We start from the raw sequence: 20,563 nt of genomic DNA, 5'->3' as shown, positions 1-20,563 counted from the left end.
AGCTTTCACGCCGCCCGACGATGCGCTGTAGGCGTGACTCCACGGACCCGCTTGAACGCAACGCTCAACGCGAAGGCGTTTGCGTACCCGACCCGCCGGGCGATCGTCTCGACGGTGTCCCGGGTCGATCGCAACTGATCCGCGGCGAGCGCGATCCGCCAGCCGGTCAGGTAGCTCATCGGCGCCTCACCGACGACCGCGGAGAATCGCCGGGCCAACGAAGCGCGCGAGATCCCGACCCGATCCGCGAGTTCGGTGACGTTCCACGGGTACGCCGGATCCTCGTGCAGCAAGCGCAACGCCGTACCCGCCACCGGATCGGTCTGCGCCTGGTACCACCCCGGCGCGTGCGAATCCGGCCGGGCGAACCACGCGCGCAGCGTGGTGATCAGCGCCAGGTCGAGCCACCGGTCCAGCACGCTCTGCTGACCGGGCGCGTCCCGCTGGATCTCGCTGGTGATCATGTCCATCACCGATCCCGCCACCTCGGCCGCGGGTACGACGAGCACCGGCGGGAGCGCGGTGACGAGCCTCCGGTTGACGTCGCCGGCTACCTGGTAGGTGCCGCTGGCAACCATCACCTCACCCGACTTGCGGGCGCCGTACGTCCGCACATCGAGCCGGGCGGAGTAGTCGATCGGTGCCCCGGGCAACGGTTCGCAGATACCGCCGGGATGGATCCGCAACTGCGGTGCGGTGGTCAGGCTGTCGCTGACGACGTACGGCTCCGGGCCGGTGACGATCGCGACGTCGCCCTGCTCCATCCGCTGGGGCTCGAGACCTTCGCGGGTCACCCAGCCGGAACCGCGGATCAGGATCGCGAGCGCCAGCGGCGCCTCGTCCCGGATCTCCAGCGCCCAGGGCAGATCCAGGATCGTCAGGTTGAACACCCCGTCCTGCGCGCGGGTCCCGGCCAGCAGTTCGTCGAGCACGTCCATGCGCCGAGCGTACGTCAGACTGAGCGTTCCGAACATCGAATTGCGGCGTACGGCCATGGTTTGTCTCACCGCGCTCCGGTGGACTAGAGCCATGAACCCGATTCTGATCCTCAGTGGCAAAGGCAAGACCGGCCGTCGCGTCGCGGCGCAGCTCGAGGCGCGGGGCGTCCCGTACCGGCTCGCGTCCCGCTCCAGCGAGCGGCGGTTCGACTGGTACGACGAGAGCACCTGGGCGGACGCGATCCGCGGCACCGACACGGCGTACCTCGCGCCGCCGGTCGGCCCGACGGGACTCGCGCAGGCCGGCAAGTTTGTCGAGCAGGCCGACGGGTTGCGGCGCGTGGTCCTGCTGTCGGGCCGTGGCGTGGGTAGCCCGGGGCGCGACTTCGCTGTGTACGACGGGCAGCTCGATCTGGAGAACGTGGTGAAGGCGAGCGGTCGGGACTGGACGATCGTGCAGCCGGCCTGGTTCGCGCAGGGTTTCAGCGAAGACTTCCTGCGCTACCACGTGCTGGCCGGGGAGATCCGGTTGTCCGCCGGCGACGGCGGCGAGGCGTGGATCGACACCGACGACGTCGGCGACGTGATGACGACCGCCCTGCTCGACGAGTCGTACGTCGGCCAGACCCTCGCGATCTCCGGCCCACGCACCCTCACGATGACCGAGATCGCCGACGAACTGACCGCTGCAACGGGCCGCCCGATCAAGTACGTCGACCTCGACCCCGAGGCCCACGTCGTCGAACTGACCGAGCAAGGCCTCACACCGGAAGACGCCACCGCCGTCCGCGACCTGTTCACCGTCATCCGCAACCACCGCTCCGAGTACGTCTCCAACGGCGTCGAACAAGTCCTCGGCCGCGCACCGCGCGACTTCACCGACTGGGCTCGCGAGACCGCGGCGACCGGGGTTTGGGCGGGGTGATGCGGACGCCCAGCACTCATCAATTGAGGTTCTGGCTGTAGTCGCACGCTCAGCCGGTCGCGCTGAGGGCAATTGATGAGTGCTGGCGGTCCGCCTAGGCGGATCACGGTCAGCGGTGCTGCATCTCGGTCCACTCGTCGTGGGTGAGTTCCTGGAGTTCCGTGGCGGAGGTCTTGGACTGGAGTTCGCTGCCTCCGCCGACGGCGCCGCCGCCGAAGACGATGTTGGCCCAGTTGTTCTGGGCGATCAGGATCGACGTGGTCTTGTCGCCGTTGATGTCGGCGGCCGTGGTGGTGTCGGTGGTGTCGCCGTCGCAGTTCCAGTCGATCGGCTGGTTCGCGGCGCCGGCCGTCGTCTTGGTCGATCCGTTCGGGCACTTCCAGCTCGTCCGGTACCCGGCGCCCAGGCTGCCGAGGCCGACCGTCTCGTCCGGCCGGGCCTCGTTGATCGAGGTCGGTTGCACGCTCGAGTAGCCCCAGTACTTCGTGCCGTCGGCCTTGAGCACACCGCCGAGCTGGAACGAGTAGTTCATCACGCTCAGGTAGTTCGGCTTGTAGTTCAGGTTGTCGGTACCGCCGTGCTTCAGGCCGATGTTGTGACCGAGCTCGTGGATGAACGTGCCCACGTTGATGTCGTCGGTCGCGTTCCAGTTGCACTTCGGGCCGACCGTGACGATGAACGTGTCGTTCGGGATGTTGAAGGCCTGGCCGCTGCTGCAACCGCCGTCGTAGCTGTCGCCCCAGAGCATGTAGTGGAAGACGGCCTTGCGCGCCGACGCGAAGTTGGCCGCCTTGATCGCGTTCGTCTGGGTGGCCGACGGGTTCAGGTCGGCGTCGTACGCGACCTCGTTGCCACCGCCGAGGTTGTACGCCGTACCGCGGGCGGAGCCGGCGTCGAGGTGGATCGTGATCCCGGTGCTGCCGTCCGGGTTGCTGACCGGGGCGGACGCGAACACCTGGACGATTCGGTCGAGGCCAGCCGTGGTGGTGAGCCGGCCGGCCATGTAGTCCATCTCGACGAACAGGTCCTTCTTCTTCGGGTTCGCGCCCATCCCGGGCAGGTCCACGTCGACGACGCCGTCACCGTTCGCGTCGTACCCATTCGTCTCCCAGGTGTCCGGCAACGAGTCGCCGTCGGTATCGGTCGCAGCCACCACACGCTTCTCGGTGTCGGCTTGCGGGAAGGGCGCCGCCACCGCGCTCGAGGCGGCGAGTGCGGTGGCGGCCAGAGAAATCAGTACGGCGAACAAGGCGGGGCGGGGCCTCATCAGATCTCCTTCGGGGGCGGTGGGTGATCTGAGCGCTACCGTAGGTGAATTCCATCGTTGAGAACGGCCCAGCGGGGACACTGACGCAATTGGGTCAATCGGCCGAGCGGAGCATCGCGCGGATGCCGACGGTCAGTCCGAGCGCCGCGGTCACGATCGCCGCGACCCATCCCCAGAGGACCGCGCTGGACAGTACGTCGCCCGAGAACAGGGTTCGCTCCGCGTCGACGACGTACGACAACGGGTTGAACTTCGAGGCGACTCGCATCCAGCCGGGACCGGTCTCGAGCGGCAGCAGCATCCCGGACAGGATCATCAACGGGAACAGGAACGTCTGCTGCACCACCCAGAACATCCAGTCCTGCTTACGTACGGCGATCGCCAGCGCGTAGCCGAACGAGCCGAGTCCGACGCCGAACACCGCTAGCAGTGCCAGCCCGATCAGCGCGCCGCCGAGGTGCAGGTCGAATGCGAACGGCGTCATCACCGCGATCACGACCACCGCCTGCCCGAACAGCGGCACCATCTCCTTCAGTGCGCGGCCGATCAGCAACGAGGAGCGGGACAACGGCGTGACCAGCATCCGCTCGTGCGCACCGGTTTGGAACTCGAACAGCAGGTTCGCGCCGGTGGTCGACGTACCGAACAGCGTGGTCATCACCAGGATCGACGGGACGAACCACTGCCACACGCCGTCGCCGAACGTGCCGCCCATCGATCCGGACAGCAGCGGGCCGAACAGGGCGAGGAAGACCAGCGGCTGGATCATCCCGAACAGCAGGCTGAACGGGTCCCGCAGTACCGGCTTGAGTTCCCGCGCCATCACGATCCGGATGTCGCGGAGCAGGTTCCGGGAGGGCTGGGTCGAGGTCGGGGTCGAGGTTGCCGACAGGGTCAGGGTGGTCATCAGGCTGCCTTTCCGTTCGAGTCTTCGCGCAGGCTGCGGCCGGTGAGATTGAGGAACACGTCGTCGAGGGTCGGTCGGTGCACCTGCGCCGACGCGATCGGTACGCCGCCGCGCTGGGCAGCCGCAACCAGTTCGGGAAGCGCTGCCGGACCGTCCGCGACGCGGACGCTCACCTCGTCGCCGACGGCGATCACTTCGCGGGCTCCCGGCAACTTCCCGGCCAGCTCGGTCAACCGCGCGATTTTGCTAGGAGCAACGGTTACTGCGAGCCGGTCGCCCGCCAGCGTGGCCTTCAGCCCGTCGGCGGTGTCGTCGGCGATCACCTCGCCGTGGTCCACGACGACCACGCGCTCGGCCATCGAGTCGGCCTCGTCCAGGTAGTGCGTGGTGAGCACGATCGTCATCGCGTACTGCTCGCGCATCCGCAGGATGTGGTCCCACAGGTTCGCCCGGTTCTGCGGGTCGAGGCCGGTCGACGGCTCGTCCAGGAACAGTAGCGACGGCGCGTGCACCAGACCCATCGCGACGTCGAGCCGCCGGCGCTGCCCGCCCGACAGGTCCGACACCTTGCGCCGTGCCAGGTCCTTCAGCTCCAGGGCTTCGAGCAGCTCGCCGGCCCGCAGCTTGGCGGTACGGCGGTCGAGTCCGTAGATCACGCCCTGCCCGACGAGCTCGTCGCCGACTCGTTGCGAGTGGCCGGCGCCGTTGCCCTGGCCGACGTACCCGATCCGGCGTCGGACCTGGCTGGGTTGCGTGGCCACGTCGTACCCGGCGACCGTCGCGGTGCCCGAGGTCGGCGTGATCAAGGTGGTGAGCATGCGCAGCGTGGTCGTCTTGCCGGCGCCGTTCGGGCCGAGGACGGCCACCAGCTCACCGGGTTCGACGTCCAGGCTGATGCCGCGGACCGCGTGCACGGTCTCGGTACGGCTCACCACGAAGTCCCGGGTGAGCGCTCTGGTGCTGATCACGATCTCTCCTTCGGTCAGGGTCTCTACGTCAGACATTTCCAGTGAAAGAGGACAGGTTCTGGCCGCTACTCATGGCAATCTGAAGTCATGTCCGAGACCTCAGCCCGACTGCTCGCGCTGCTCTCCTTGCTTCAGGCCCGCCGCGACTGGCCCGGCCAACTGCTGGCCGACCGCCTGGAAGTCAGCCCGCGGACCGTCCGTCGGGACGTGGACCGGCTGCGCGACCTCGGGTATCCCGTGCGCGCGACCAAGGGACCTGACGGCGGCTACCGCTTGGATGCAGGGGCGGATCTGCCGCCGCTGCTGTTCGACGACGATCAGGCGATCGCGGTCGCGGTCGCCCTGCAGACCGCGACGACCACGGTCACCGGGATCGAGGAGGGCGCGCTGCGGGCGCTGGCCACGGTTCGTCAGGTGATGCCGGCGCGGCTGCGGCAACGGGTCGATGCCCTGCAGGTGACCACGGTCGACCGCTACGCGAACCGCCGTACGACGGTCGACTCGGATCAGTTGATCGCAATCGGTACGGCGCTTCGCGCAAACGAAGTACTACGATTCGACTACGCCGCGCCTCGTGCAGCGGAAGAGGAATGGGTGCCGCCGCGGAAGGTGGAGCCGCATCATCTAGTGACGTGGGGCGGGCGCTGGTACCTCGTCGGCTGGGACCTGGATCGCAACGACTGGCGGACGTTCCGGGTGGATCGGATGACGCCGAAGACGCCGACCGGGCCGCGGTTCACGCCGCGCGAGCTGCCGGCGCCGGACGTGGCGACGTACATCTCGAGCAAGTTCCGCGGACAGGACCGCAATCCCTGCCGTGGTGAGGCGATCCTGCAGGCGAAGGCGTCGGATATCGCGCAATGGGCGGGCCACGGGGCCGTCGTCGAGGAGCTCACGCCGACGAGTTGCCGGCTCGCGCTCAGTGGATGGTCGTGGACGGGGCTGGCTGCGACGTTCGGGATGTTCGAGTGCGATCTGGAGTTCGTCGGACCGCAAGAGTTGAAGGATGCGGCGACACAGTTGGCCGCGCGCTATCGGGAGGCTGCCTCGTGACCGCAGAACTGATCGTCGTGGACGCTGCCGCCTGGCTCACTTGGCTTCACGAGCATCACGAGGACTCGGACGGCGTCTGGCTGGTGCTCGCGAAGAAGAACGTGACGACGCCGACGAGCCTGACGTACGACGAAGCGCTCGAGGAAGCCCTGTGTCACGGGTGGATCGACGGGCAACGGCGGGGGCGCGACGAGCAGACGTTCGTGCAGCGGTACACGCCGCGACGCGCGCGGAGCCTGTGGTCGAAGCGGAACGTCGGCCTGACCGCTCGCCTCGAACAGGAAGGGCGGATGCGCCCGGCCGGACGGGCCGAGGTCGAGCGCGCCAAGGCCGACGGCCGCTGGGACAACGCGTACGGCGGGGCGGGGGCGCTCGAGATTCCGGACGATCTCGCGGCCGCGCTGGCCGCGGAACCGAAGGCCCAGGCGATGTTCGAGATCCTGACCAGCGCCAACCGGTTCGCCGTCGTCCACCGCGTCATCAACGCAAGACGCGCCGAAACCCGAGCGAAGCGGGTCGCTTTGTACGTCGAGCAGCTGGCCCGCGGCGAAACGATCTACCCGCAGAAACGGACGCTTTAGGTGGACCTGCGCGCAGGCAGAAGTGCCGTTTCGGGATGCTTTTCACCCCCGTTTGCGGGGGTTCTGCCTGCGTGTGCGTCCGCTCTAGACCAGGTCGAGGGTCGCGTCCTGGCCGGCGGTCAGGGGGAAGTAGGCGAGGAAGGTGACGCCCTCTTCCTCGGTGTCGAAGCGGGCGATCCGTTCGACGGCGGGCTCGTAGAACACGTCGCCGGGGTGCAGGACCTGCGGCTCGGTGTCCTCGGCCTGCTGGTAAACGGCCGACCCCGACACGATGTTGCCGAACACGGGGCCGTTGTGGACGTGGGCGCCGAGCGCGGTGTGCGGGTCGATCGTGATCCGGCGGACCTCGACGCGCTGCACCGGGAGCGCCTCCGGCAGGTGCTGATCCAGGACGACGACGCGGCTGATCGATTCGTTCATGGTCATATCGTACATACCAATAGGTACAGAATGTCTATGAGTATCGGCGGCCGCAGGGCGGAGCCGGTCAGTAGAGGACCGGGTTGAGCGGGGAGGAGATGGTCTCGCCGGGCTGGTTGCCGGGCATCCAGCTGGCCAGGTCGAGCACCTGGTTCGCGTTCGCCGGCTCCGAGATCTCCATCGCGGCGTCGACGTAGATCACCGTCATCACCCGGCGCGGGATGTCGGTCGTGTTCGGCGGCGCGTGATGGAACGTCCAGCCGAGGTGGTAGCTGACCTCGCCGAGCTCGTACGGCTCGGAGACCTCGGGGAAGTTCTGCTCGGCCAGCGCGTCCTGTAGCACCCGCTCCGACTCGTCACTGATCGCCAGATCCCGCCCGTGCTCGAACGTGTGGCTGCCGGCCGCGAACGACAGCGGACCCATCTCCATCGGGGTCTCCTGCAGCGGGACCCAGATCGTCACGCACCGATCGGTCGTGAACGGCCAGTAGTACTGGTCCGCGTGCCACGGGGTGACTCCGCCGCCGGACTCCTTGTAGAGCGCCTGGTCGTGGTACAGCCGCACCGACTGCACACCGAGCAGATGCGCCGCGATCCGCGCGAGCCGCGGCGACGACACGAACTCCAGTACCCGCTCGCTGTCCTGCCAGAGGTTCGTGACCTGCAGGAACGCCTTGCCGTAGGTGTCGCGCTCCTCGAGCGGCTGTTCCTGGGTGTTCAACTCGATCACCTTGTCGGTGATCTCCGGCTCGAACTCCGCGATCGTCTCCGCACTGAGCACGTTCTTCAGCTTCACGAATCCGTGCTGCTTGAAGTGTGCGATGTCGGACCGGCTGAGGGCGTAGGCGGTCTCGAGCTCCGGGCGGGTCAGAGTCATGGGACCCAAGAGTTCATGACCGTTTCATCGCTGTAAAGATCAGTGATCAAATCTTTGCCCGCCATGCACGTGCACCTGCATGCCCCACATACCGGTCAGGCCCGTAAGCCGAAACGGTCCAGAGCCCCGAGGATCAGGTCCTGGGTTCCGGGGCCGCCCGCGCCATGGCCTTCCTGTTCGACCAGGAGCAGTTCGGCATCCGGCCAAGCCTGCGCCATGCGCCAGGCGATGTCAGGCGGGCCGCTGATGTCGAGCTTGCCATGGATCAGCACCCCTGGGATCCCGGCGAGCTTCCCCGCATCCCGCACGAGAACGTCTTCTTCCAGCCAGGCCGCGTGAGCCCAGTAGTGCGTCACGAGTCGCGCGAACCGCAGGCGGAAGACGGGATCGTCGTACGCGGAGTCCGGCCGCCAGCCGGGATGCGTGCGGACGTGAGTGTCTTCCCAGTCGCACCAGTCACGTGCGGCCTTCTCGCGCACGGCTGGGTCTGGGTCGTGCAGAAGGCGGGTGTACGCCAGCGCGAGATTCCCGTCCCGTTGGTCTTCCGGTACGCCGTCCCGGAACCGCGCCCATTCCGCGGGGAAGATCCGGCCCATGTCTCGAGTGACCCACTCGACCTCGCGGCGGGAGGTGTTCGTGACGCTGAACAGGACGATCTCGGAGATCGCCTCCGGGTGCTGCTCGGCGTACGCGAGCCCGAGCGTCGCGCCCCAGGACGCCCCCAGCAGCAGCCATTTCTCGATGGAGAGTTCATGACGCAGCTGCTCGAAGTCCGCGATCAGGTGGGCGGTGGTGTTGGTGCTCAGGTCAACGGTCGGCTCGGCGGCGTCCGGCGTACTGCGGCCGCAGTTGCGCTGGTCGACGAGAACCACCTTGTACCTGGTGGGATCGAAGTACCTGCGCCACGAGGCGCCGGCGCCGGATCCCGGTCCGCCGTGGACGACGAGCGCAGGCTTGCCCTCCGGGTTGCCGCAGGTTTCCCAGTAGATGTGGTGTCCGTCGCCGACGTCGAGCAGGCCGTGGTCGTAGGGCTCGATGTCCGGATGCATCTACAGGACTCCGGTGTAGGTGAGGGCGAAGGTGGCGCAGGGGAGGAGGAAGAGGGTGGCGAGGGTGATGATGCCTTTGAAGGATTGGTGCGGGCCGATCAGTTTGCGGTAGGCCGCGATCAGGACGGGGACCATCACTAGCTCGAGGGGGAGCATGGTGCGGGGGATGATTGTGTTGGTGGCGGCGAGGATTACGGACAGGGCGGCTGCTGCGATCCAGGCGGCGTACCCCATCAGGTACGTCGTGCGGGGGCCGAAGCGGACTGCGATGGTCTGGTAGCCGGCGGCGCGGTCCGCTGCGAGGTCGGCGAGGGTGGTGGGGAGGTAGAGGCCGATCGCGGCGAGGGTTCCTTGCAGGCCCATCAGCCAAGGGAAGTCGCTCAGGTCCGGGTTGATCGCGGCCCAGCCGGCCAGCGGGCCGAAGGCGCCCAGGGCGAGGGCGTTGACCGCGACGTCGAAGCCGGCGCGGGTCTTCAGTCGCACCGGCGGGACGGAGTACGCGTACCCGAGGAGTACGGCGAGCAGGACGCCCAGCGCGAACACGATCCCGACATGCAGGCTCAATCCGACCGCCGCCACCGCCGCCGCGAAGGCCAGCCGCTTCGCCGCTCGCAGCGTGATCCGCCCGTCGAGCAGCGGCGACTTGGCCTTCCGCGGGTTGAGCCGATCGCTCGGCAGGTCGTACGCGTCGTTGACCGCTAGCACCGCAAGCCAGACCAGCGGGCCCATCACGACCGCCCCGACGATCAGCCGCGGCCACTCCTCGAAGGGCGGGATCAGCCGATGTGTCGCGAGCAGAATCCCCGTGTAATAAGGCACGATCGACACCACCCAGAACGCCGGGCGACCGACCGCGACGACGTCCCGTACCCGAGCCGCCGACCCTCGAACCTGCACCACCGTGCTCACATCACCACTGTCCACCTCCGCGGTGCACCGCGTCCTCCCTCCACCGAGTGAACCTGCTCACCCGCCCGCTTGGATGTGAGCCACAGAACCCTTCTCCAGCGCGACCCAAACGGACGTGTCGGCGTGCAGACCGTGCGGTTCGGCGCCTTCAGTAAACGCGACCTGGTCGGTGATGTTGCCCTTGGCATCGAGGTGGACCAATGAGGCCGCCGCCCACAGAGTGAGCCAGCAACCACCATCAGGCGTTGCCGCCGCGGCATGCGGCTTCGAATCGGCCGGAAGGGCGAATTCTGAGATGGACCCGTCGACGCCGATCCGACCAGCCTGGCTCGCGAGCAGTTCGGTGAACCAGACGCCGTCCGGACCCGGCGCTGATGCCGACCGGCCCCGCGGCGGGCGTCGGCAGGGGATAGGTGGTGACCTCGCCATTGATGGTCATCCGGCCGATCGCGTTGGCCTGATTGAGCGTGAACCACAGATCGCCCGCGTACGTCGTGATCATCCCCGGAAACGCGCCCGCCGTACCGATCGGGTACGTCGACACCTCGCCGTCCACCGTGATCCGCCCGATCGCGTCGATGCTCATCAACGTGCACCACAAGGCACCGTCCGGACCGACGCACAGTCCGTACGGCGCGCCCGCGAGCTCGATCGCCGACACCACGCCGTCGTACCCGATCCGCCCGATCCGATCGTCGCCGTTGCGGGTGAACCACACGGCGTCATCGGGACCTTCAACGATCACGCTCGGACGAGACGAGGGCGCGTCGAGGTCGAAGACGCGGCCCGAGACGGTCGCGACGCGGCCGGTGTGGACGAGCGTCGTCCACACCTCACCGCCCGCCGCGACCACGCCGTACGGAGCGCCATCGACCGTGAACTCACTGACTGACATAGGTGTTCTCCTCCAGATCGATGAAGGTGCCGCGCCAGCGGGAGGCGAAGCGGCGGTCGTGGCTGACCACGACGAGTGCGCCGGCGTACCGATCGAGCGCCGCCTCCAGTTCTTCCACCAGCACGAGGGACAAGTGGTTCGTCGGCTCGTCCAGCAGCAGTACGTCGTACGGCGTGGTCAGCACTCGTGCCAACGCGAGTCGTCGGCGTTGCCCGGTCGACAACGCACCGACCCGGGTCTGCAACTGGTCTTGACGGAACAGTCCCAGAGCCGCCGCGCCGGGATGCCGTGTGAGTGCCTCGCGCAACGTTTCATCCGGGCGCGCCTCGGTCACCTCCTGCTGCAGGTAGCCGATCCGTCCGTGGCGATCGACGTACCCGGAGTCCGGCTGGAGTGCGCCGGCGAGGACGTCGAGGAGCGTCGACTTGCCGGCGCCGTTCGGTCCGGTGATCAGGACGCGACCACCAGCGGGTACGTCGAGCGACGTCGGCAGCAGCCGGTCCGTGACCGCGACGCCGACCGCGTCCAGCCCGGCCGGAGCGCCGCTCGTGCGGATCGACGCCTTGAATCGGAGCGGCTTCGCCGGCACCGGCGGCGGGTCTTCCTCCAGGCGGCGCAGGCGTTCCTTGGCGTTGCGGATCTTGCTCCGTTCCGCCTCGTTGACACGACCGGTCGCCCGGTCGTAGGCGGGCTTGTTGTTGTCCTTCATCGGTCGCCCGTATGCGACCCGATCGGCGGTGGTCCGGACGATGGCGCGCATCTCCGCGACGTCGTCCTCCCACTGCTGCCGGGCCTGCTCGAGTCGCGCCCGCTCGGCCGCCTTCTCGTGCAGGTAGCCCTGGAAACCGTTGCCGTACCGCGTGACCCGGTGCGTGTCGCCGTCGACCTCGAACAGCGTCGAGGCAACTCGCTCCAGGAACGCGCGGTCGTGCGAGACGACAACCGTCGTACCGCGCCGGGATCGCAGGTGGTCCTCCAGCCAGGTGGCGGCCGACACGTCCAGGTGGTTCGTCGGCTCGTCGAGCAGCAGGACCTCCGGCGATGACGCGAGTACGGCGGCCAGATGCAACCGCGCCAACTCGCCACCGGACAATTCGGACAACCGGCGATCACCGGGCAGCGTGGACAGTCCGAGGCCGTACGTCGCGCGGGCGAACCGGGCGTCCGCGTCGTACCCCTCACGGATCTCGAACACCGTCTGGAGTTCGCCGTACTCATCCAGGACGTCTGTGTGTCCGTCGGCCAGCAAGCCTTCCAGCGAACGCATCCGCGCCTCGATCCGGCGCAGGTCGGCGAGTGCATGATCGGCCAGCGCCTGTACGTCGAGGTCGAGCGGCAACGGGTTGTCCTGCGCCAGGAAGCCGATGCTCCCGATGGCGCTCACCGTGCCGTCCGTGGCCGGCTCGAGACCGGCCAGGATCCGCAGCAGCGTCGACTTGCCGGAGCCGTTCTCGCCGATCAGGCCGCTGACCTGTCCGGGCGGGAAGGCGCAGGTGACCTGGTCGAGCACCAGGCGGTGGTCGTAGGACTTGGTGACGTCGTGCAGGGACAGCTGTGTAGACATGAGGATCCTCCTGACCTCTCGCGGGTTCGTGGTTGGCGAACGGCGGGTCAGAAGATCACTGGCTACTCCCTAAATGCGACGGACGTTGCGTTAGGATGATGCCATGATCGCTGAGGTCGGCGCAAGTAGGCCGGGAGGACGGACGGCCCGAGTGCGCTCGGACGTGCTCGCGGCGGTGGAGTCCGAGCTGGCTGAGCACGGGTACGACGGACTCACGATCGACGCGGTCGCCGTGCGTTCCGGCGTACACCGGACGACCTTGTACCGGCGCTGGAAGACCGTGCCCGGTCTGCTGGTCGACTTGCTCGCAGCCGGGGCAGACGACTCGTGGGAGCCGGTCGACACCGGCTCGCTCGAAGGAGATCTGATCGCCGTCAACCGCGAGATCCACGCCGCGCTGACCGCTCGGCCGTCCATCACCCAGGCGGTGATCGCGGCATCCTTCCGTACGACGGATGCCGCCGACGCACTCACCCGCTTCTGGGAGGACCGCTACGAGCGCACCGCACTGGTCGTCAGCCGGGCTGTTGCGCGCGGCGAGATCCCGAGCGGCACCGATGCCCATCAACTCCTGCTCACCGCGACCGCACCGCTCTATCACCAGGTGGTCCTGCTGAGGCAGCCGATGTCCCGGGACCAGGCGGATCACCACGCACGGATCGCTGCGGCGTCGGTCCGCTAATTGCTTTGCGGCGCCGATGCGCCGCGCCATACGGTGACAGCCCTAGAGGATTGGGAGATCCGATGAGCATCAACCTCTATGCGCTGTCGGTCGACGCGAAGGATCCCGCTGGGCTGGCGCGGTTCTGGGGCAGCCTGCTCGGGTGGGAGCAGGCCGACGGCAACGAGCTGCTGCCCGACGACAAGACCCCGTTCGGGCTGCGGTTCCTGCCGAGTCCCGTTGAGAACGACCCGCCGAGCCACATTCACTTCCACTTGACCAGCGAGACGCCCGAGCAGCAGCAGGAGACAGTGTCGCGAGCGCTCGAGCTCGGCGGCCGGCACATCGACATCGGGCAGGCGCCGGAGGCAACGTATATCGTCCTCGCGGATCCGGAAGGCAACGAGTTCTGCGTGATCGAGGCGGGGAACAACTTCCTCGCGAACACCGCTTTCTTCGGCGAGGTGGCCACGGACGGCACCCAGGCGGTCGGGTACTTCTGGAGCAAGGCGCTCGACTGGCCGCTGGTCTGGGACCAGGACGGGGAGACCGCGATCCAGGCGCCGTCCGGCGGCCCGAAGGTCGCGTGGGGCGGCCCGCCAGTCAGCCCGAAGCCGCCGAAGAACCCCATGCACCTCGACCTCACGGTGCCGGCCGACGGTGACGTCGACGCCGAGGTCGGGCGGCTGATCGCGCTCGGCGCGACCCGGCTGGAGAGCGGTCAGGAGGGCGCGGACGCGATCCCGATGGCCGACCCGGACGGCAACGAGTTCTGCATCCTGACCGGACCGCGAGAGTAGAAGTCGGCTAACCGGGCATGCCTGGGTTGTAGGCGCAGGCGGAGGTCAGGTCGTTCGCGGCGGGCTTGGGGGTGGTCTTCGGCTGGGCCGCGGTGGACGGCGGCACCGTGGTGGTCTTGCGCGGAGCGGTCGTCGTACGGCGGACCGGGTTGAGGGCCTGCGCCACGATCTCGCGCATCCCGGCGTAGTTCGGGTTGCGGCCGGTCGGGAAGTTCTTCTTCTTGTCGAGGTCGACGTTGGTGATCTTCGCCGTCTTCACCCGCGCTCCCAGGGTGGCGAACGCGCCCAGCTGGTTCCGCGGGATGTCGGTGCGGATCAGCTGCTCGCCGGCCTTCGCGATCGCGTCGTAGTTCGTCAGCACGTTCTGCGGGGTGGCGCGCTCGACGATCGCCTTGATGGTGCAGCGCTGCCGGGCCTGGCGGGCGAGGTCGGCGGTCGGGACCTTGTACCGGCCGCGCGCGAACCACAGCGCGTCGGTGCCGTTCAGCTGCCGGTTCGGTCCGGGTTCGAGGTACCGGCTCGGCGGGATCTTCTTGTCGTCGTTGCCGCCGACCGGGACCGGGTAGTTGATGTTCACCGTGATCCCGCCGAGCGCCTCGACGAGCTGCGCGAACCCGGCCAGGTTGATCTGCACGTAGTAGTGGATCTGCAGCCCCAGCGCCTCGCCGACGGACACCTTGAGGATGTCCGCGCCCTCGTTGTCCGAGGGCCCGAGGATGCCGGGATGCAGCCTCGGGATGTTGCGGTACATGGCGTCCAGGTAGAACTCCGGCTGCTCCTTCGGGTCGTTCGGGTCCCAGAATCCGGTCGGGTAGATCTTGTGCAGCGGCGAGTTCTCCGGGAACGGCATCCGCATGAAGTTCCGGGTCAGCGAGATCAGCGAGGTGTTGCCGGTCTTGGTGTCGATGCTCGCAACCATCACCGTGTCGGTCCGCGTCCCGCCGCGGCCCTCGCCGTCGTCCGCGCCGAGCAGCAGGATGTTCAGCCGCGGCAGCTGCTGCCAGATGTCCTTTTTCGGGGTGATCGTCGGCCGCGTCTGGCTCTTCGTCTCATCACCTCCGAAGACCTTCGTCACCAGGTCCCTCTGCGCCATCAACGTCTGCGCGCCGGTCGCCGTACTTACCGTCATCGCGAAGCAGATCACGCCGATCACCAGCGCGCCGAGCATCCGGGATCCCGGTCCGACGGTCAGCGGCCGGAGCATCTTGTACGACGTGACCAGGACGGCGATCCACACGAGTGCGACGACGGCCAGGCCGATGATCATCCAGTTCAGCACCGACGGGTTCAGCGCCCACGAGATCGCCGCGTCCCGTTTCCGCAGACCGACGTACGCCGCGCCGCCGTACAGCGCGAGGCTCAGCACGATCAGCGTCGAACCGAGCCTGGTCCGACGAGCGACGAGGTACGCCGTACCGGGGAGCAGCACGCCGAGTACGGCGATCGTCAGCGCGGCGAACGCGGACCGCCGTCGGGGGCTCGACCGACGTGCCCGGGTGCCGCGCGTCGCTCTGCTCGGGGCCATGACTCATACGATTCACTGACCCGGCAAAAAGTTGGCATGATCGACCAAGTGACCGACATTCAGGTACGACGAGCCAAGCCCGATGATGCGGAGTCGCTGGTCCATTTACGCGGGTTGATGCTCGCCGCGATGGGCAACGACATCGGCGGGCCGGACGCCCCGTGGCGGGCGACCGCGCTCGAGTGGTTCGCCGGGCAGCTGGCCTCCCCAGACACGTTCGCGGCGTACGTCGTCGACGACCCGAGCGCCGGCGTGGTCGCGGGCGCGGCCGGCAACGTGTACGTGCACCCGCCGGGCCCGCGCGACCTGACGACGGTTCGCGGTCACCTGTACAACGTCAGCACCGAACCGGACTTCCGGCGCCGCGGTCTCGCGCGGGCGTGCGTGGTCGCGTTGATGGACTGGTTCCGGGACGAGACCGGCGTCGGCCAGGTCGAGTTGCACGCGACCGACTACGGCATCGAGCTCTACCGTGGGCTCGGGTTCACCGAGGCGAAGTACCCGACCCTGCGCTTCCGGACCACCAGGGCGTAGCACCGCTGGTGTCGCGGAGCGCGTTGGTCGCGCAGTGCACCTCACCGCCGCCGAGGTGCGCCCAGAAGAAGTCCTCGACCCAGTGCACGCGTACGCCGTTGCGCGCGAGGGCACGCTCGGTTGCCTGCCGGAAGACGTCGCGGCCGTGCAGCCGCGGCCCGTGCGGATCGGGTGCGGCGAACTGGCGGTCGGTGATCGAGAGTCCGTTCACCAGGCCCGGAGTCATTGCCTTGAGCAACCCGTAGCCCGGCACCTTGATGAAGAACACCGGCAGCCGGACCAGTTCGTCTTCGCGCAGACCGCTGGCCTTGAGCAGGATCCTCAGTTGGTCGTCGATGTGCTTGGCCGCGGCCTCGTTGTCGGCGAGCCCCGTGCTGAGCAGTTCGTTCACCGTCGGCTTGTACTTCGCATTCGTATCCGCGAACAGTCTCTGGTCGCCACTTTGATGTTGCACATCGCGCAACAGTTGAACGGCGAGTCGCGGGTCCGCGACCGCGAGCGTCCAGCCGCGGGCGTTGTTCGCGCGGATCACGTGTGTCGTCTCGTCCGCGTGCCCGACCATCAGCCAGGACGTGTCGATCACGACCGGCGGCTGATACCCCTGGCTCGTCACCATCGTGATGAACCTGGCGTCAGGGTGCCGCTCGCCCGACCCGTAGACGATCCGTCCGTGCGGAAATTCGTCGTACGGCGGGAGTGACTCGAGGTTGCCGCCCATGTTCAGCAGGTCGTCGAGGCCGGGGGAGGCCTTGTCGGCGAGCTCCTGGACGATGCCGATGTCGGGTCCGCGCAGGTCGCGGTACAGCAGTCGCCCGGCCGGGCGTGGTGTGTCGGCGCCGGGGACTTCCCAGACGTTGCCGGAGCGGATCAGGATGCGCATCGTGTGCGGGCCACCGACGGCCGGCATGGTCGCGGTCGCGGGCTCGAAGGTGTCCTGCAACCACATGTCCTTCCAGCCATTCGGCGTACCTTTCACGAACTGGACCTTGGTTGCCCGGCGCAACGTTTCGGCGAATCGATTCCACTCGCCGGGTACGCCGTCCTGGTACGGCGGAGTGCCGCCCCACCAGCCTTGTCCCTTGGCGGGCTGGCCGGCCAGGACGGTCTGTGCGCGCTGGAGATCGTTCTGCAGCATGAGCGGGGCCACGCGCAGCCGGACCACGTCGGTGGCGGTGCGGCCGCGATCGGTGACGGACAAGGTCACCGTGATCTGACCGTCCCATTGCTTCGGGTTGCGGACGATGTCACGGCCTTCGAGTTGCAGATGTAGGCCGTGTTGCAGGTCCTTCGCGGTCAGAGTGTTGACGGGGAAGACGCGGGCCTTGTCCGCCGGGGAGATCGTGATCGTGCCGGTTGCGTGATCCGAAAGGTTGCGTTGGGCATCGATCGTGAGTGGTGCCAGATCGGCGGCGTCGCGCAGGCCGTTGATGCGGTCGTCGGCGGCATCGTTGCAGGCGGCGAGCTTGTCGTCGACCGCGCGGCCGGGTGCGTCGAGGTCCGCCGGGTCGACGGTGCATCGGCGCTCGTCGTCGTCCAGGTTGGGCAGGAAGATCGCGCCGCGGGCGTCGGTCCAGGTCGACTTGGCCGTGTCGTCGGCGTGGGTCAGCAGTCCGTCGCGGTTCACGTCGGCGGTCAGCCGCGGTGCCGGCGCCGTACCCCACGCCGTCAAGGGAGTGATGACGGTCAGCAGGGTCGCGATGCCTGCGGTCCAGCGTTTCATCGAAGGCTCCTTATTTGATACAAGTGTGCTTCTTCGATCGAAACTACGCGGACGGATCAGAAATCGGCAGGTGGAAATCCGGTCTCCACCCGTGGACGGAGAAGGGTTTCGGGGCACAGTGGCAAGAAGGAATGAGAACACGCCCGCCCGGGTGTGCTGTGAGGAGCTCGCCGGATGCGCCGCTGGACTGTTGTGGTCGCGATCGCCGTCGTGGTCGCGGGCGGGGTGCTGTTGCCTGCCAGCCCGTTCGGCCGGCACGGGTACCCGGGGCGCGGCGTCGTACCGGCCTCGGTCCAGTCAGACCAGCCTGCCCAGGCCGCACAGTCGGCGCAGCCTGTGCAGCCGCCGGCACGGTCTGTGGTTTCGCAGCGGCCTCCGGAGGCGATCTCGTACCCGGTGGCCGGGACGCGGTCGTACGCCGTACTGCCCGGGGATCCCGCGGTGATCGGGCGGGCGGGGAAGCTGATGCGGTTCCAGATCGCGATCGAGGGCGGGATCACCGGCATCGACCGCGGCGGGTTCGCGCGGTTCGTGCGGGCGACGTACGGCGAGGCTCAGGGGTGGGCGTCGCACGGGCTGTGGCGGTTCCAGCAGGTCGGGCCGGGGACGGTCCCCGACTTCACGTTGATGCTGGTCACGCCCGAGACGCGGGACCTGCTCTGCGGCGCGGCGCCGGACCGGTACACGAGTTGCCGGATCGGGAACCGGGTCGTGCTGAACGTGGCGCGGTGGGCGCACGGTGTACCGAATTACGCCGCGCCGCTGACGACGTACCGGCAGTACATGGTCAATCACGAGACCGGCCACCGGCTCGGCCGCGGCCACGAGCTGTGCCCGGGACCCGGCCAACCGGCGCCGGTCATGCAACAGCAGACCCTCGGCCTGCACGGCTGCACCGCGTACGCCTGGCCTTACCTGAACGGCGCCCGCTACAAGGGCCTTCTAGGTCAGTACGACGACCCCATTCCTCACGCCTGAATGATCGACAGCACGTTCCCTGCCGGATCCTTGAACCAGGCAATCAACGGACCCGGACCGCGGTTGATCCCGAGCTCGTCCTGTTCGTCGACGTACCTCTCGAACACGATGCCCCGCGCGGTCAGCTCCCGGACCGTCGCCTCGACATCGTCGACCGGGAAGTTGAGCACGGTGTACTCCGCCGGCACGTGATTGTCCTTCGGATAGACGAGAACCGTGTTCCCACCACCCGTCCGCAGGTGCAACAACCCGTTCTCTTCGCCGACGTCGATCCCCAGCGTCTCGCCGTAGAACTCCTTCGCCCGCGGCAGATCATCGACCGAGAACCCACTGAACGCCTTGCTGTCCTTCAACATCTGATGCCTCCCAATTCACTCGACACCAGCTACGTCGAGACCGTCAACCCGTTCTCGACACACCTCGGGTCAGTTGTGGATGACCTGGGGGAGGGTGGGGTTCACGGCGGCGGCTACCGAGGCGGACTCGAGGCCGTCGGCGACCGTGTGCAGGAGGCGGACCAGGTGGGCCGCGTCGGTCGGGCCGAGGATGCCGGTGATGACGTCGAGAACCCGGACGGTGAGGCCGTCGAGCTGGGAGAGGCGGGCCTGACCCATCGACGTGACGGTCAGGCCAGGCGTGGTCCGGACCATCCCGAGCGCTTCCAGGTCGGCGATCGCCAGCTCCGCCTCGCCGGCCGTGATGCCGACCTGCTTCGCGACCTCGTCCGCCGACGTGCGGCCGCTCGCGATCGCGCTCAGCACCAGTGCGGCCGGCATCTTGATACCGATCGCTTCCTGCAGACCCAGGATCAACGGGTGCGCGTGACCACGCACGCGTTCCACCGCGTCGAGCAGCCGGAGCGCGTCGCCGACGTCACTGATCAGGTGCTCGGTCTGGACAGCCGCGATCCCCGTCGGACCAGGCCGCACGGGTGACGGTACGACGCCGCCGATGACCCGCTCGGGCACCACGAGGGCATTCGCCACGACCGGCTTGTCCTCGGATCCCCTTTCCGTGGATCCGTTGGTGAGCGGCCTGATACCAGCGTCTTCGATGGTCACGTCTCCCAGCGTACGGAGCCGTTCCGACAGCTTCGGCGTGTCTTACCTGAGGAATCCCTGTGAATCTCACGACATCACTGATCTACGCTCCCGCCATGCAGAAACGAGTACTGGTGATCGGTGGCGGCGGAGGCGGGATCGGTCGGGCGACGACTGAAGCCTTCGGCAACGAAGGGGCTGCGGTGATGGTCGCGGACCTCGATCCGCAGCGTGCTGGGGAAGCCGCTGACGCGGTGCGAGCAGCCGGCGGTACGGCGTACCCGATCTCCGGTGACGTCCGCTCGTTGACCGATATCGAGGCGATGATCGCGGGCGCGGTCGAGAAGCTCGGCGGACTCGACGTACTCGTCACCGTGGTCGGCGGGCAGGTCGCGTTCGTGCCCGCGGTCAAGTTGCACGAGATGGCCGACGAGGACTGGGACACGATCTACGAGGTCAACCTCCGATACGTCGCCCGCGCGGTCCGGGCCGCGCTCCGCGTCTTCCTCGACCAGGGCACCGGCGGCGCGATCGTCAGCGTCGGATCCGTCACCGGGTTCATGGCCGCGCCCGAACAGGCGGCGTACGGCGTGATGAAGGCGGGCCTGCTCAGCCTGGCCCGCACGGTCGCCGCCGAGTACGCGCGGGACGGGATCCGGATGAACGTCGCCGCGGCCGGCGCGATCGCGACCGCCGTCGCCAATGCGAATGTCGCCGCCGAGGTCGTCGAGGAGATCCCGGCCGGCCGGTTCGGTCGTTCCGAGGAGGTGGCCCGGGCGGTGGTCTACCTGGCCTCCGACGCGGCGTCGTACATCACCGGACAGCAGCTCGTGCTGGACGGCGGCGTCTCCGTGCGCGGCCCGTTCGAGTAATCGAACAGATTGGCGAAAGAATTGGATCCTGGCGGGTCCGAAGAAGTTTGGCGGGCGGCCAGAAAATCCGAATCCGGGCG

22 protein-coding genes are annotated in these 20,563 nt (G+C 68.1%); 8 read left to right on the top strand and 14 right to left on the bottom strand.

The window, feature by feature from the left end:
- Nucleotides 1–5 precede the first annotated feature (5 nt).
- Nucleotides 6–938 carry an AraC family transcriptional regulator gene (locus EV649_RS26660; RefSeq protein ID WP_130386365.1) on the bottom strand — a complete coding sequence of 311 codons (933 nt, stop codon included), beginning with the start codon at nt 936–938 and terminating at the stop codon, nt 6–8.
- A 91-nt stretch (nt 939–1,029) separates the two neighbouring features.
- Between EV649_RS26660 and EV649_RS26655 the strand changes: the two genes are divergently transcribed.
- Nucleotides 1,030–1,863: an NAD(P)H-binding protein gene (locus tag EV649_RS26655; RefSeq protein WP_130386364.1), complete on the top strand. Its 834-nt coding sequence runs from the start codon at nt 1,030–1,032 to the stop codon at nt 1,861–1,863.
- Nucleotides 1,864–1,972: 109 nt separating this feature from the next.
- On the opposite strand, the gene EV649_RS26650 is transcribed toward EV649_RS26655, so the two are convergent.
- The 3 genes from EV649_RS26650 to EV649_RS26640 all read right to left on the bottom strand — a co-directional run bounded on the left by EV649_RS26650 (nt 1,973) and on the right by EV649_RS26640 (nt 5,005).
- On the bottom strand, nt 1,973–3,130 hold the full coding sequence (locus EV649_RS26650; RefSeq protein WP_130386363.1) for a hypothetical protein: 1,158 nt from the start codon (nt 3,128–3,130) through the stop codon (nt 1,973–1,975).
- 94 nt (nt 3,131–3,224) lie between these two features.
- Nucleotides 3,225–4,037, bottom strand: a complete 813-nt coding sequence (locus EV649_RS26645) for an ABC transporter permease (protein ID WP_130386362.1) — start codon at nt 4,035–4,037, stop codon at nt 3,225–3,227.
- Complete coding sequence (locus EV649_RS26640) at nt 4,037–5,005, bottom strand: ATP-binding cassette domain-containing protein (RefSeq protein ID WP_130386361.1); 969 nt, start codon at nt 5,003–5,005, stop codon at nt 4,037–4,039. The genes EV649_RS26645 and EV649_RS26640 overlap by 1 nt, the downstream gene beginning before the upstream one ends.
- Nucleotides 5,006–5,092: 87 nt before the next feature.
- Here EV649_RS26640 and EV649_RS26635 point away from each other — a divergent pair, with 87 nt between their 5' ends.
- On the top strand, nt 5,093–6,058 hold the full coding sequence (locus tag EV649_RS26635) for a WYL domain-containing protein (RefSeq protein WP_130386360.1): 966 nt from the start codon (nt 5,093–5,095) through the stop codon (nt 6,056–6,058).
- Entirely contained in the window at nt 6,055–6,639 is a 585-nt protein-coding gene (locus EV649_RS26630) for a YdeI/OmpD-associated family protein (RefSeq protein WP_130386359.1), read from the top strand. The genes EV649_RS26635 and EV649_RS26630 overlap by 4 nt, the downstream gene beginning before the upstream one ends.
- A gap of 84 nt (nt 6,640–6,723) precedes the next feature.
- Here the strand turns inward: EV649_RS26630 and EV649_RS26625 are convergent, their stop codons facing one another.
- The 6 genes from EV649_RS26625 to EV649_RS26600 all read right to left on the bottom strand — a co-directional run bounded on the left by EV649_RS26625 (nt 6,724) and on the right by EV649_RS26600 (nt 12,353).
- A complete protein-coding gene (locus EV649_RS26625) occupies nt 6,724–7,059 on the bottom strand; it encodes a cupin domain-containing protein (RefSeq protein WP_130386358.1) in 336 nt (111 codons plus the stop codon).
- A gap of 67 nt (nt 7,060–7,126) precedes the next feature.
- On the bottom strand, nt 7,127–7,936 hold the full coding sequence (locus EV649_RS26620; RefSeq protein ID WP_130386357.1) for a phytanoyl-CoA dioxygenase family protein: 810 nt from the start codon (nt 7,934–7,936) through the stop codon (nt 7,127–7,129).
- Between the two features lie 95 nt (nt 7,937–8,031).
- The gene (gene pip, locus EV649_RS26615) at nt 8,032–8,985 is read right to left on the bottom strand and encodes a prolyl aminopeptidase (protein ID WP_130386356.1); all 954 of its coding nucleotides are present in this window, start codon (nt 8,983–8,985) and stop codon (nt 8,032–8,034) included.
- Nucleotides 8,986–9,894 (bottom strand): UbiA prenyltransferase family protein, encoded by a 909-nt coding sequence (locus EV649_RS26610; RefSeq protein ID WP_130386355.1) that lies wholly within the window; start codon nt 9,892–9,894, stop codon nt 8,986–8,988. It abuts the gene before it with no gap.
- Nucleotides 9,895–10,132: 238 nt separating this feature from the next.
- Nucleotides 10,133–10,789, bottom strand: a complete 657-nt coding sequence (locus tag EV649_RS26605) for a hypothetical protein (RefSeq protein ID WP_241998708.1) — start codon at nt 10,787–10,789, stop codon at nt 10,133–10,135.
- On the bottom strand, nt 10,776–12,353 hold the full coding sequence (locus tag EV649_RS26600) for an ABC-F family ATP-binding cassette domain-containing protein (RefSeq protein WP_130386354.1): 1,578 nt from the start codon (nt 12,351–12,353) through the stop codon (nt 10,776–10,778). The genes EV649_RS26605 and EV649_RS26600 overlap by 14 nt, the downstream gene beginning before the upstream one ends.
- Before the next feature lie 103 nt (nt 12,354–12,456).
- On the opposite strand from EV649_RS26600, the gene EV649_RS26595 reads away from it, so the two are divergent.
- The gene (locus EV649_RS26595) at nt 12,457–13,035 is read left to right on the top strand and encodes a TetR/AcrR family transcriptional regulator (RefSeq protein WP_130386353.1); all 579 of its coding nucleotides are present in this window, start codon (nt 12,457–12,459) and stop codon (nt 13,033–13,035) included.
- Between the two features lie 62 nt (nt 13,036–13,097).
- Nucleotides 13,098–13,814, top strand: a complete 717-nt coding sequence (locus EV649_RS26590; protein WP_130386352.1) for a VOC family protein — start codon at nt 13,098–13,100, stop codon at nt 13,812–13,814.
- Nucleotides 13,815–13,821: 7 nt separating this feature from the next.
- Here the strand turns inward: EV649_RS26590 and EV649_RS26585 are convergent, their stop codons facing one another.
- Nucleotides 13,822–15,339 (bottom strand): LCP family protein, encoded by a 1,518-nt coding sequence (locus EV649_RS26585; protein WP_130386351.1) that lies wholly within the window; start codon nt 15,337–15,339, stop codon nt 13,822–13,824.
- Nucleotides 15,340–15,387: 48 nt separating this feature from the next.
- On the opposite strand from EV649_RS26585, the gene EV649_RS26580 reads away from it, so the two are divergent.
- The gene (locus EV649_RS26580; RefSeq protein ID WP_130386350.1) at nt 15,388–15,873 is read left to right on the top strand and encodes an N-acetyltransferase; all 486 of its coding nucleotides are present in this window, start codon (nt 15,388–15,390) and stop codon (nt 15,871–15,873) included.
- Here the strand turns inward: EV649_RS26580 and EV649_RS26575 are convergent.
- Nucleotides 15,824–17,593: a protein-arginine deiminase family protein gene (locus EV649_RS26575; RefSeq protein WP_130386349.1), complete on the bottom strand. Its 1,770-nt coding sequence runs from the start codon at nt 17,591–17,593 to the stop codon at nt 15,824–15,826. The genes EV649_RS26580 and EV649_RS26575 overlap by 50 nt on opposite strands.
- A gap of 174 nt (nt 17,594–17,767) precedes the next feature.
- On the opposite strand from EV649_RS26575, the gene EV649_RS26570 reads away from it, so the two are divergent.
- Entirely contained in the window at nt 17,768–18,571 is an 804-nt protein-coding gene (locus tag EV649_RS26570; protein ID WP_130386348.1) for a DUF3152 domain-containing protein, read from the top strand.
- Here EV649_RS26570 and EV649_RS26565 read toward each other — a convergent pair.
- Nucleotides 18,562–18,927 carry a VOC family protein gene (locus EV649_RS26565; protein ID WP_130386347.1) on the bottom strand — a complete coding sequence of 122 codons (366 nt, stop codon included), beginning with the start codon at nt 18,925–18,927 and terminating at the stop codon, nt 18,562–18,564. The genes EV649_RS26570 and EV649_RS26565 overlap by 10 nt on opposite strands.
- Nucleotides 18,928–18,996: 69 nt before the next feature.
- Nucleotides 18,997–19,632 (bottom strand): MarR family transcriptional regulator, encoded by a 636-nt coding sequence (locus EV649_RS26560; protein WP_241998706.1) that lies wholly within the window; start codon nt 19,630–19,632, stop codon nt 18,997–18,999.
- Nucleotides 19,633–19,727: 95 nt separating this feature from the next.
- Here EV649_RS26560 and EV649_RS26555 point away from each other — a divergent pair, with 95 nt between their 5' ends.
- Nucleotides 19,728–20,483, top strand: a complete 756-nt coding sequence (locus EV649_RS26555) for an SDR family oxidoreductase (protein WP_130386346.1) — start codon at nt 19,728–19,730, stop codon at nt 20,481–20,483.
- The last annotated feature ends 80 nt before the right edge of the window (nt 20,484–20,563 follow it).

The sequence above is a fragment of the Kribbella sp. VKM Ac-2569 genome, from assembly GCF_004216905.1.
Classification (GTDB): Bacteria; Actinomycetota; Actinomycetes; order Propionibacteriales; family Kribbellaceae; genus Kribbella.
Note: the sequence above shows the minus strand (reverse complement) of the source record. Positions and strands in the feature narration are given on the sequence as shown.

What these genes read in the sequence shown, in the direction of transcription:
- EV649_RS26595 (WP_130386353.1), top strand. Translation starts at nt 12,457, where the DNA reads ATGATCGCTGAGGTCGGCGCAAGTAGGCCGGGAGGACGGACGGCCCGA.
- EV649_RS26605 (WP_241998708.1), bottom strand. Translation starts at nt 10,789, where the DNA reads ATGTCAGTCAGTGAGTTCACGGTCGATGGCGCTCCGTACGGCGTGGTC.
- EV649_RS26570 (WP_130386348.1), top strand. Translation starts at nt 17,768, where the DNA reads ATGCGCCGCTGGACTGTTGTGGTCGCGATCGCCGTCGTGGTCGCGGGC.
- EV649_RS26625 (WP_130386358.1), bottom strand. Translation starts at nt 7,059, where the DNA reads ATGAACGAATCGATCAGCCGCGTCGTCGTCCTGGATCAGCACCTGCCG.
- EV649_RS26600 (WP_130386354.1), bottom strand. Translation starts at nt 12,353, where the DNA reads ATGTCTACACAGCTGTCCCTGCACGACGTCACCAAGTCCTACGACCAC.
- EV649_RS26645 (WP_130386362.1), bottom strand. Translation starts at nt 4,037, where the DNA reads ATGACCACCCTGACCCTGTCGGCAACCTCGACCCCGACCTCGACCCAG.
- EV649_RS26650 (WP_130386363.1), bottom strand. Translation starts at nt 3,130, where the DNA reads ATGAGGCCCCGCCCCGCCTTGTTCGCCGTACTGATTTCTCTGGCCGCC.
- EV649_RS26585 (WP_130386351.1), bottom strand. Translation starts at nt 15,339, where the DNA reads ATGGCCCCGAGCAGAGCGACGCGCGGCACCCGGGCACGTCGGTCGAGC.
- EV649_RS26655 (WP_130386364.1), top strand. Translation starts at nt 1,030, where the DNA reads ATGAACCCGATTCTGATCCTCAGTGGCAAAGGCAAGACCGGCCGTCGC.
- pip (WP_130386356.1), bottom strand. Translation starts at nt 8,985, where the DNA reads ATGCATCCGGACATCGAGCCCTACGACCACGGCCTGCTCGACGTCGGC.
- EV649_RS26575 (WP_130386349.1), bottom strand. Translation starts at nt 17,593, where the DNA reads ATGAAACGCTGGACCGCAGGCATCGCGACCCTGCTGACCGTCATCACT.
- EV649_RS26565 (WP_130386347.1), bottom strand. Translation starts at nt 18,927, where the DNA reads ATGTTGAAGGACAGCAAGGCGTTCAGTGGGTTCTCGGTCGATGATCTG.
- EV649_RS26620 (WP_130386357.1), bottom strand. Translation starts at nt 7,936, where the DNA reads ATGACTCTGACCCGCCCGGAGCTCGAGACCGCCTACGCCCTCAGCCGG.
- EV649_RS26555 (WP_130386346.1), top strand. Translation starts at nt 19,728, where the DNA reads ATGCAGAAACGAGTACTGGTGATCGGTGGCGGCGGAGGCGGGATCGGT.
- EV649_RS26635 (WP_130386360.1), top strand. Translation starts at nt 5,093, where the DNA reads ATGTCCGAGACCTCAGCCCGACTGCTCGCGCTGCTCTCCTTGCTTCAG.
- EV649_RS26660 (WP_130386365.1), bottom strand. Translation starts at nt 938, where the DNA reads ATGGACGTGCTCGACGAACTGCTGGCCGGGACCCGCGCGCAGGACGGG.
- EV649_RS26590 (WP_130386352.1), top strand. Translation starts at nt 13,098, where the DNA reads ATGAGCATCAACCTCTATGCGCTGTCGGTCGACGCGAAGGATCCCGCT.